7 protein-coding genes and 2 pseudogenes are annotated in these 11734 nt (G+C 44.3%); 8 read left to right on the top strand and 1 reads right to left on the bottom strand.

All coding sequences use genetic code 11. From position 1 onward, the window contains the following. Nucleotides 1-33: 33 nt before the first annotated feature. Nucleotides 34-574: pseudogene (locus tag QFZ80_RS22750) on the bottom strand (TylF/MycF/NovP-related O-methyltransferase); the annotation flags it as partial. Nucleotides 575-898: 324 nt separating this feature from the next. Here QFZ80_RS22750 and QFZ80_RS22745 point away from each other — a divergent pair. From QFZ80_RS22745 to QFZ80_RS22710, 8 genes and pseudogenes are all read left to right on the top strand, one after another. Then, a complete protein-coding gene (locus QFZ80_RS22745) occupies nucleotides 899-1681 on the top strand; it encodes a squalene/phytoene synthase family protein (protein WP_373460427.1) in 783 nt (260 codons plus the stop codon). A 14-nt stretch (nucleotides 1682-1695) separates the two neighbouring features. Then, nucleotides 1696-2331, top strand: a pseudogene (locus QFZ80_RS22740) (methylated-DNA--[protein]-cysteine S-methyltransferase); the annotation flags it as partial. Nucleotides 2332-2715: 384 nt separating this feature from the next. After that, nucleotides 2716-4977, top strand: coding sequence for an AraC family transcriptional regulator (locus QFZ80_RS22735; RefSeq protein ID WP_307553877.1), 2262 nt, complete (start codon nucleotides 2716-2718; stop codon nucleotides 4975-4977). A 213-nt stretch (nucleotides 4978-5190) separates the two neighbouring features. Then, complete coding sequence (locus tag QFZ80_RS22730) at nucleotides 5191-6708, top strand: DUF3502 domain-containing protein (RefSeq protein ID WP_307553879.1); 1518 nt, start codon at nucleotides 5191-5193, stop codon at nucleotides 6706-6708. A 196-nt stretch (nucleotides 6709-6904) separates the two neighbouring features. Next, complete coding sequence (locus QFZ80_RS22725; RefSeq protein WP_307553881.1) at nucleotides 6905-7825, top strand: ABC transporter permease; 921 nt, start codon at nucleotides 6905-6907, stop codon at nucleotides 7823-7825. A 14-nt stretch (nucleotides 7826-7839) separates the two neighbouring features. Continuing rightward, complete coding sequence (locus QFZ80_RS22720; protein WP_307553882.1) at nucleotides 7840-8715, top strand: carbohydrate ABC transporter permease; 876 nt, start codon at nucleotides 7840-7842, stop codon at nucleotides 8713-8715. 68 nt (nucleotides 8716-8783) lie between these two features. Then, nucleotides 8784-10457 carry a hypothetical protein gene (locus QFZ80_RS22715; RefSeq protein ID WP_307561174.1) on the top strand — a complete coding sequence of 558 codons (1674 nt, stop codon included), beginning with the start codon at nucleotides 8784-8786 and terminating at the stop codon, nucleotides 10455-10457. Between the two features lie 49 nt (nucleotides 10458-10506). Next, nucleotides 10507-11730, top strand: a complete 1224-nt coding sequence (locus QFZ80_RS22710; RefSeq protein WP_307561172.1) for a glycoside hydrolase family 130 protein — start codon at nucleotides 10507-10509, stop codon at nucleotides 11728-11730. Nucleotides 11731-11734: the final 4 nt, after the last annotated feature.

The raw sequence follows: 11734 nt of genomic DNA, 5'->3' as shown, positions 1-11734 counted from the left end.
AACTTTGAAAGAGCCGCCACCCGACAGCTCTTTGCCTTTGGAGACGCTCGGGTACAGTTGATACAAGCAATCCATGGTCGAACTGTACATATCTCCGTCAAATCTCAACACCGCAATCTTTTTAATCGGAGCGGAAAGTAAAGTGTCTTTATATCACCCCTTTAGAAATCGGACTTGACCATCTAAGAGATCAATAATTTCGAAAATTTTCTGTTACCTCTTCCAAAGAAACTTTCAGAAAATCAAAAGTATGATGAATTTCGCCGCTATCTTGAAACCATTCCGGTCTGGGCAATCCTTCGAAAGAGTCGGCTACCCACAAACTTCTATCCTTGACCCCGTTAACTTTGAGATAACCCCGCATAAAAATGCAAGCTCCGCCTCTCTAGACCCCGGTTTCTATGAAATCGCCCTCTATATGGTCATTCAATACGGTCTGCATGTATTGCTGCAAATTTTCTATGCGAACTCTGCCGATCATGCTATACGCGATAGGAGGCCAGTCAAAACCTATACGACGCACGTCACGGTTAGGATGAAATCGTTCAACAATCTCCAAATCCTGGGCACGCAGTTGATTCGTTCCGCAAAGTAAACCAAACGAAAACCGAGAGTTAGGAAAATGTAACATGTTTGAAATCTTATTTTCATGTGGCATTAATGAATCAAGCTTATAATAAAAATTGACCCCCTTTAAAATATAAAACTTAGACCCACAGCCCGTTGCTGTGGGTCTCTTTGTGCTATTGGACTAAAAGGCAGTTTAGTAAAGTAATGGTTATAGTATTTGGCTTGACAATATCAAGGTATGTTATCATGATATTAAGCATGAATAATTTATAAGCTAAGCTAATCATTGGAGGTAGTATCCATTAATAACGTCGTCCTGAATAATGCAATGACCATGTTGAAGAAAACGAGCCGTACTTTTTATATTCCGATAAGTTACTTGGATTTAGGATTGAGGGAGGCTGTAACGTCTGCCTATCTGTGTATGCGAGCTATAGATGAAATCGAGGATCATGAAGAACTCACAGACCAATTGAAAGTGGAATTATTACTCGGGATACACGAGGCATTCCAATCCCCATATATTATCGAAGCAACACAAAAATTACTCTCACCGTATGGGGCAGTATTACCGGCAGTTACAATGCAACTCGATGAGTGGGCGCTTCTTTGTCCATCTTCCGCAGCTCCAATCGTATATCATTACATCGCAAAGATGTCGTTACAAATGGCCGAATGGGTTCAGAACGGGTGGAACATTCATACGGAAGAGGATTTGGACCGCTATACTTATAGTGTGGCTGGTATGGTTGGAGAAATGCTATCAGAACTATGGTTGTGGCATGACGGGACGCAATCCGATCTAACGAAGGCGATTGCCTTCGGAAGAGGACTTCAGTCAGTAAATATCCTTCGAAACAGAGTGGAGGATCTTAAACGTGGCGTTGACTTCTTTCCTGACGGTTGGGGATTCAAAGAGATGCAACAGTACACACGTCGCAATTTACAACTCGCCGACTCATATGTCGCAGATCTGAAGGAAGGTCCAGCGTTGAATTTTTGCAAGATACCATTAGCGCTAGCTCATGCTACGGTAAACCTCATCGCTGTTGGTGGAAACAAATTAACGAGAGATGCGGTTCTAAAAATTGTGAGTCGTGTGACTGGATAACATGATTGTCCAACTTGAAAAGCATTAGATCAGGGGAAACGATCATTTATACACAATTAGCATCCGGTTATGATTCCAGCAGCGGCTTTAGAGACGCTTTCTCGCGCATCATGGGTACATCGCCTACTAGGTTAGAAGATAGCCTGGTACTTAAAGCAGCTTGGCTGGATACTCGGCTTGGTCCCATGATTGCCATCGGGGATGAGAGCATGCTCTATCTTTTAGAATTTGTTGATCGCCGTGGCTTAGAGCTCGAAGTGGAACGGCTTAGAAAAAGAACTAAATCAGCAATTATCCCTGGTCTAACAGAGCCAATTCGGTCGATTGAAAGGGAACTTACTTATTATTTCGACGGTACACTAACCGAGTTTAAAACCCCTCTCTTTTTAATGGGATCGACTTTTCAGAAAAGCGTCTGGGAGCAATTAATAAAAATACCGTCAGGGGAAACTCGTTCCTATTCTGACATTGCCATTTCACTCGGTAAACCAACCGGCTATCGCGCTGTAGCTCAGGCTAATGGCGCAAATCAACTGGCTATTGTGATTCCCTGTCACCGTGTTATTAACTCAAATGGTGAGTTATGCGGTTATGGCGGCGGATTAACACGTAAAAAGTGGTTGTTATCTCATGAAAAATATGGAGGATAGACATATGAATCTCAACTCGAGCAAGCCCGACATCTTCATGAGTTACATGGAAATGGAGAGCCGTCAATAGTATGGTACCGTCTGAAACACCCACACCTCACAAAGGAAGGCCTTCACTCGTAAAAGTGGAGGCTTTTTTTATTGCTAAATTAATTAGGAAAGAGAGGATGAACAAATGTCATGAATTTGATGGAATTAACAGTTAATCATCGAATGAGACTACTATGGTGAGAAAATGAGGGGGATTTGGTGTGGACTGATTTAAACGAAGATGACTCTGCTCATGTAATAAAATTCGGACTTCTTTGATAAGATTCATACTGGACAAAGCAGGTAATCTGTCATATTGTTTTCGTGGGATATATTGAGAAAGAAGGGTATGCCATGTGGAGCCGGTTAAAGCCGAAGAAGATGTATTTAAACATATTTATGTATTCATGCATTGCAGTGAGCTTACTTACCCTAGTGTTCACCGTGTTCCTGAGCCAGCAGTTCGCTAAAAGCGCAATGGATGAAATGGACAAGTCCAACCAGGTGAAAATTAATCAAATCGTTAAAACCTCGGAATTTACCCTGCAAAAAATACGCCAGTTTGCGCTAAGAATCTATTCGGATCAAAGTATTGCGCTCTGGATGAACATGGAAAAGGACCAGTACTCCCCATTGACATTGGATAAAGCAGCGACAAGTGTAAGGGAATTTATGAGCAGTGAGCCTTTCATTCGAGGCATTTATTTAATTAACTTTCATATTGATCAAATCTACACTTCTGAATCGAGCATCTATACGACAAAGAATTTTTATGACCAAACGATGTTGGACTACATTAAGAATCAAAAAACGCCGTATCTGCAGTATGTTAACCATGAGGTGGGAGGAGAATCGTTTCTTGCACTTGTCGTACCAGCAGCCGGACCTAATCAGAACTATCAGGGATTTGTTGCAATTCTGTTCAGTAAACCATTGTTGAATGAGAACATGCTGCAGATTTCAGCAGATGATCCCAATAAAATTTATATTGAAGGCAAAAATAAAGAGTTCATCCTGGGGAATACGGACCCTGCGTTAACCAAAGCGCTAATGGAAGTAGATAAAACGGCGGCAGACCAGGGATGGAAATGGAAGACTGGCAATGAAACCTGGTCCATTCAGTCGGAACGGTTCCCTGTAGAAGGATGGAATATATATCACATGTCGCCGATCTCCTTATGGCAAGATAAGGTTGCTAAGATTCGTATCCAAATTATTGGTTCTTCGATCTTTATGCTGTTAGCCTTGCTGTTATATTTGTTTTGGCAATCATACCGCAGCTTAAAGCCTCTTAGTGACTTGGCAGCTCAAATACGAAGCAAACTAGGTAAGGAACATGCTATCCTACAAGCATCAAATGCCGGCAATGAAATGGCATGGATTCATTCCGGTTTCCATTCGCTTGTTGCGAAGATCGAACAATTGGATTCATCGATCAAGAGCAGCAAAGCTTTGGTGAAGGATGATTTCTTGCGTCAATGGATTCTTAATTCGAAGTCATCCAAACCAATTGAAGAGTTTATTAGGAACCAAACGCAAATTCTCCAAACGGAATGGTTTCGCATGGCGGTCATTCGTCTGGAATCGTACGGACGCTTCGAAGAACAGTTTGACTTTGCTTCGCGCAAATTATTGCGCTTTGCATTAGGGAATATTATGGCAGAAGTTCTTTCGAATCACGGGTTTGTTGCGGAAACAGTCGATTTCGGCTCTGATCACATTGTGGCGCTCATTTCTTTGTCTACTTCAGAGGAAGAAATGGCACTAGCAATAGGAGCGATGGATGATGTAAAGGTTCAGATCAGTCGATGGCTTAAGCTGGAAGTGCATGCAGCTATCAGTTCCGTGCTTGATGTTGAGGAGAATCTGCAGATTATCTATAACCAGCTTTACGAACTGACGTTAATGGGATTCATTAATCATGAGGATAGGGTGTTTACTTCTGATGATCTGGAGCGATATGAACGAGGCAAAGACAGTGATCTCGATGAAGCATTGCTGAAACAGGTTATTCAATCTGTTCAGCTTAAGAATGATAAAGCACTTGAAGGTTATTTGGATCACCTCACCGTGCATATGCAGGAACTAAGTTATCAGGAATGCAAACTGCAGTTGACTCACATCATTTATTCAATCATGAAAAGCTTCAAAAACTATAAAACGTTTCAAGGGATGAAGAGTATCCATTCTTTTCTGGAACAATTTGCCACCTTAGGTGAAGTGAAATCGTGGCTGTACCAGGTGATGCTACAAACCATAGAACAGAACCGCAAGAAGAATGCTTTGAGCCGAAAGGATGAGGTTGCTGCGGAGATGATTGAATATGTACGTAATCATCTTCACAATCCGATGCTTTCCGTCGATGACATTGCCGCACATGTCTCCATGTCTGTGAACTATGCCAGACAAATATTCAAGGATCATTTTAATTGCTCACTATCCGATTATATTACAGACCAACGGATTGAGCATGTCATCAAGCTGCTTACAACGACCGATTGGACCGTTGCTGATATAACGGAACAGTCCGGATTTCAAACCAAGAGTACCTTCTTTGCGGCATTCAAGCGAGCAACCGGGATGACGCCGAACCAATACCGTTTGGGAAAAACATGATTTAGTGCATTGAAATTCGTACTCTGATTGTTGGGAAATTGATACTCCGCCCTTTATAACATTTCATACCGATTGATAGATACCGGACTGTACGGAAGCTGAGCAATCCGAGTATGATCTAGTACGAACCGAGCACACCGGATACACGAAACCAAAATGCGAACCATGGTTATGTCATTGCTCGGTTGATCATAAAACAGGAGGGGTTAAACAGTGAAGTCAAGAAGTAAAGGTATCTTATTAATGGTGACATCGCTAATACTGGCAGGAACATTGGCCGCCTGCGGTTCGAAGGAGGCTGCAACTTCCGAAACCACCAAACCGGCAGCTTCCACGGTGGCCAAATTAGATCCGGTTAAACTGAAAATCATGTTCCCGGGAGATCCGCCGGCCAATTGGAGTGAAGTGAAGGGAGAGATGGAGAATCGTCTTGCCGGTTCGCTTAATGTGAAGCTGAACGTGGTGTTTATTCCATGGGCGGATGTCCTTCAGAAACGCCAAGTCGCATTATCCTCCGCGGAAGATTACGATCTGATCTGGGATAATAATCCGTATCAAAATATTGCTGCTGGGCTCTACGAACCATTAGACTCAATCATTGATAAGTATGGACCTGAGATTAAAAGCAACCGCTCTGCGCAACTGCTAGAAGCCAACAAAGTGACCGGTAAATTGTACGCAGTACCGCTTGAAGTGAATTTCATTCGTCCGTGGACGTTTGTTATACGCAAGGACATCCGAGAGAAGCTAGGCATTGCTCCGATCAAGAGCTACGACGATCTGGTCAAATTTATGTATGCTGTGAAAGAGAAGGCTCCGGAGATCACCCCGTACATTCCGAACGGCACCGAACATACTGGTTTGAAGATGGCAAGTATGCTGGATCCGAAAGCCAATCTTGCCGCTATATCGAATTATCCTGGACTGTACACCAAAGGCAATGATGGAAAGGCCTATAATATCTTTGATAACATGGATCCTATGATCATGAAAAATTTCGAACAAAATTACAAGATCTACCAGGATGGGATTCTTGCCAAAGATGCCCTCATTCTTAAAAATGCGGAATTTGCTAAAGGAAAAGCAGCTGTAGCAACCTTCAATGATTTCGGTGTAGCTCTTAGCACCCGAACTTCTCTGGAAAAGTCAGTTCCGGGAGCCACCGCAGAAGCATTCAGTTTCTATGATCCCAGCATGAAGCTGGCCTCAACGTTCAAAGCAGGAAATTTCATTGCCGTCCCCGTGGTCAGCAAAAACAAAGAACGCGCCATTCAATTCGTCAATTGGTTAAACCAGAAGGATAATTACGACTTGCTTGCCTACGGAATAAAGGGTAAAAACTGGGAAGATTCGGGCGAAGGCCTTTTTAAACCCATCAAAGAAAGCCCTTATGCAGGCATTCCTTTCGCATGGGGTTGGAACTCCAAGCTGGATCGCATCGATGCCAGCTTGCCGGAAGATGTGATCAAGCTGAATAAGTGGCAGCGGGATCCCAATAATTTTACGGCGGATATTCTTGCCGGATTTACTTTCGATCCAAGCCCGGTATCCAATGAAATTGCACAATTGAGCACTGTGGGTAAAGAGTTGTATGATCCGATAGTCATGGGTCTGGTGGAACCGAAAGATGGTTTAGCGAAGTTTAAGGATAAAGCATATGCTAATGTCAAGAAAGTCCAAGTTGAGTATCAAAAACAGCTGGATGCGTACCTGGCCAGTAAAAAGAAGTAAACTGCCCTAAAAGCCGGCGACCTAGATTCTAGGTTCGCCGGCTTTTCATATTGGTAAACTCCGGACTTTCGTTGTGATAGAATTCAAACCTCTATGGGCTGTTACAGTTCAAACTCATTGATAAAAGCAAGACTATACGCCAGCTCCACGAATGGGTAAGATACAAACACATACGAAAGGAAAGGTGAGCATGAACATGAGTATTATACGAGAACTCAGGAAGAACATATGGCTATATGCTATGGCGCTTCCTGTAATTGTGTACGTATTTATATTTTCTTATTTGCCAATGTCTGCACATCTATTGGCCTTTAAGCAGTTTATACCTGCTAAGGGGATCTGGGGAAGTCGATGGGTGGGATTTGACAATCTTACATTTTTTTTCACAGGACCTGATTGGTTGGCGGTTACATTAAATACCGTATTTTTGAATCTTTTATTCATTACGGCAGGCACCGTGAGCTCTTTATTAATTGCCCTGCTGCTGAATGAAATTAGACAAGTTTTTTTCAAGAAGGTAACCCAATCACTTGTGATTTTGCCGCATTTTATTTCCATTATCGTTGTTAATCTGATGGTCTTGAATTTCTTTAACGGGCAGGACGGCATGATTAATCAGCTGCTGAAAGATGCCGGCTTTCAGACGGTCGATTGGTTTCAGACACCATCGGTCTGGCCTATGCTTTTGACCATTATATTCGTATGGAAGGGAGCCGGTTGGGGTTCGATTATATATCTTGCGACGATAACCGGCTTCTCAGAAGAATATTATGAAAGCGCAAGAATTGACGGCGCCAAGCGCTGGCAGCAGATCTGGCACATTACCCTGCCGTTGTTGCGGCCGACCATTATCGTACTGACGCTTCTCGCTTTGGGACAGATCTTCTACGGTGAATTCGGCTTGATTTATGGAATTATTGGAGACAATTCTCTGCTCTACAAGGCTACGGATGTCATTGATACTTATACGTACCGATCCTTGAGGGATTTCTCGAATATGAACAGCTACAGCAATGCTGCGGCAATAGCATTATTCCAGTCGGTCATGGGTTTTATCACCATTCTTTTCTTCAATTGGATTGTCCGCCGAGTTGATAATGACTCCAAGTTATTCTAGAGAGGAGCTTTAGTATGATATTGAAACAACGAGATGCATCCCAATGGACCGTGTCCGCCGTAGCATATGTATTCATAGGTTTTTTTGCCCTTATTTGCCTTATTCCTTTCTGGCTTGTGTATATCGGATCATTCACAGCGGAGCATCAGATTGTTAAAGGCTTTCAAATGTTCCCTACGGAATTTACGCTTGATTCCTATCGTTTCTTATTTAATGGCAGTCAGGTGTACCGAAGCGGCTTTGTTTCCATATTCGTTACTGTGGTTGGTACCATCGGGGCAGTGCTCATGACTTCCATGTTCGCTTATGTTACAGCTCATCTGAAGGTGAAGTATCGGAATTTCCTTTCCTTTTACATTTACTTCACAATGCTTTTTGCGCCTGGTCTAGTAGGCTATTATTTGCTCATCTCCAACTGGCTGAACTTGCGGGACTCGTTATTAGCGCTGATCTTGCCCCAATTGTTCTCCGCATTCAACGCATTCTTAATGACATCCTATTTCCGAACGCTTCCATTTGAATTAAATGAGGCGGCGACCATGGATGGAGCGCATGAGCTGTATATCTTTTTCCGCATCATCTGGCCGATTTCCATGCCTGTGATTGCAACGATCACGCTGTTCTATGCGCTTTCCTATTGGAATGACTGGTTCAATGCACTGATGTTTATTGACGATCCGCATAATCACCCACTGCAGATGATGTTAAGAAGAGTTGTGTCCAATGCGCAGAATTTAGATTATTTAAATACGAATGTAAATATTCCGGTTTCAGCGGCAGGCGTTCAGCTTTCGACGGTATGCATCACGATTGGACCGATCATATTCTTATACCCATTCCTGCAGCGTTATTTCATCAAGGGTATGACGATTGGTGCGGTTAAGGGATAGTCTTAAGTACACACATTTTAATCTGCGGAGGATAACTTATGTCGGCTCTCAGCAATAAGGAGCATCTAATGGCAAGTCTTTCGGAACGGGAAGCTTCATACAATCCCGCGGTGAAACTGCAGTATGGACCGATTACGAAAACGTACCATACAGCTCTTAAAAAGGATTCCTATCCTTTTGTGCACAGCACCTACTTGTCTGTTATATATGCGTTAGATTTGTTGGACAGTTCGCTACCTCATTATTCGGAACGGGCAGCCGAAATATTATCGGTCATTTTGCAATTGCAGGATAAGCGTCAGGATAGTCCTACCTATGGTATTTGGTCCTATTATTATGAGGAGCACTTGGACCAGATGGAAGCTCCGGATTGGAACTATGCCGATTTCATCGGCAAGAAGTTGGTCTTAATGCTGAAGCGCCATGGGGATCGCTTAAGCGAAGTGCTCAGACAAGGATTGTCAGAAGCAATAGGGTATGCCTGCCAAGCCATCGTGAAACGGGATGTCGGCCCTAGCTATACCAATATAGCGGCCATGGGGGCTTTCGTTACACTCGTAGGCGGAGAGGTCACTAGACAAGAGACATTTGTACAATATGGCCGGAATCGACTGCAGCGGCTTTATGATTACACCATGAGTCTTGGCACCTTTGTCGAATTTAATAGTCCCTGCTATACGCCGATTACGATCGAGGAGCTTCACCATATTCATGAGGAGACCAAGGACTCCATTTCCATCAAATTAACAGAGCAGCTGCTTCACGTCGCATGGAAAATGATAGCTGAACGTTACCACCCGCGTACGAAGGAATGGGCGGGGCCTCATAGCCGCTCCTATTCTCCTATGCTAAGTGAGAGCAGCTTTGAGTACGGTTTGCTAAGAGATGCATCTGAGAACAATTCTAACCCTCAAGCAATTCGTTGTCCCGAGGAACTGTTGCCTTATTTCAGCTTGGAAGAAGAACGGGTTCTCCGCTGCCCAGTATTCGACGAAGAGGAGATGGGCTACCAGAGCTATGCCACCACGTACATGCAGGAAGCATATTGTTTAGGTTCTTTTTCAAAGGACATGATGTGGAATCAGCGCCGGAATCTGATTGCATATGTGGATAACCATGGTAAGGCCGCCTATATACAGCTGCGCTTTTTGAAAGATGGCATGGACTTTTCGTCGGCTGTCTTCACGGGAGTACAGGATAAGAGTGATATCGTATTCGGAATCAATATGGCTTTGAATTTCGGGGATTGGCACCCTGTACTGGACCCTGTTAACGGTGTGTTTGAGGCGGAGGACCTTCGGATTCGTATAGAAATTGGAGGTTATATCGAGGGAGTAGATTGTTTCTCCGGCAACACGCTTGATTACGATGCTGCAGTTGTCATCGGGGGTCAAACTTTGCGGGTCAAGCAGTTGTCCATCTTTTCGGACATGGGAGTGCCCCGTATTGCGATCACGAGATCAGAGCAAGAAGGCACCCTAGGCATCGATTACATCATCTATGAAGGACCGAGGAAAGAAGTTAATTTCCATGAATGGAACCAAGCGGCATGGGTGTTTTTATTTACATTATCAGCGCAAGCGGAAGAACTGCAAGCGGGCAGCGAATATAACGATGGTTCACTATACGCCTGGTGCGAGAAGCAAGGACGGAAGATGGGCATCACCATCCCTGTGAAACCGGAACGAATTGAGCAGCTATTCCGAAATAATGAAGTCTCTTTTATGACAGAGGATGTGTAGAAATGACTTATGTGAGCAAGCAGGTCCCAAAAACAGGAGGAACATCTTCATGAAGCCGCATTTCCGATATTCCCTGCAGCCGGTGCTCGAACCGGTTCCTGGTTGTGAGTGGGCAAGCAAAATGGTGCTAAACCCAGCTATTGTAAAAGATCTGGCTTCTGATAAGCTGCATATGCTCTTTCGGGCTACGGGTCCATGGTCTCAAAAGCGCAAGGAAGGTAAGCACGACCCATATCCGATCTTTCTGGGGTACGCAGTAAGCAGCGACCTAGGCAAGACGTGGGATGCCGACTTTTCCAGGCCAGCACTTGCTCCTGCTCTGAATGAGGGGTTCGAAGACATCTACATTACAGATATACACGGTAATCGGGTGCGTGATTATTCCAACGGCTGCATCGAGGATCCGCGCATATTTCCAGTGGAAGGGGAGCTGTATCTTTCCGTGGCATGCCGGATGTTTCCGCCGGGTCCGTATTGGCTCATTGATCAGGAGCCTTCGGTTGATACACGCAACGACTATGTGCCGGAGTGGGTGAAAGAAGGTGATGATGCATTCAGCGTTGCAGCGCGCACCAACAATACCGTAACCGTCTTGTATAAGCTGGATTTGGATAGGCTGAAAGCAAGCCGCTATGAAGAAGCTCTTATCTATGTATGCCCATTGACGGAAGGTCATGTAAGCGATAATCGCGATGTCTTCCTGTTCCCCGATAAGATGCGAATTGATGGGAAAATGCAATATGTGATGCTTCACCGTCCGATGAAACCTGCATTATTCCCGCAAGGATCTCAAGTAAAGAAACCGTCGATCTACCTCGCTGCAGCGGAGAATTTGGAGGACTTCGCAACGGACCGGGTAACCCACCGACTGCTGGCAACCAGCCAATTCCACTGGGAGAACAACCGGATCGGAGCAAGCTGGGCGCCGCTCAAGATTTCAGCTAACGAATGGCTCGTTTCTTATCATGGTAAGAAGGATATCCACTTTGGGTATACACAATCCTTCCTGATTGTACGCGAGCAGGATAACGACTTCCCGGTTGTGACGCATCGATGCTCTGAGCGTTTAATGTACGCCGGGCAGGCTTGGGAAATGCCGAGCGATTATCCTACGCCATGTTTGTTTACAACAGGTGGAATTATTGCAGGAGATGATCTGATTATGTCTTATGGCGCTGCAGATCAAAAGGTGGGTATTTCTTGGGTGAATTTCGCTGAGCTGGTTGCGTATGTTAAGCAATTTGACGCTAAAGGCCGGAAGATGGAGGAGTAATACA

This window comes from Paenibacillus sp. V4I7, from assembly GCF_030817275.1.
Lineage (GTDB): Bacteria > Bacillota > Bacilli > Paenibacillales > NBRC-103111 > Paenibacillus_E.
Note: the sequence above shows the minus strand (reverse complement) of the source record. Positions and strands in the feature narration are given on the sequence as shown.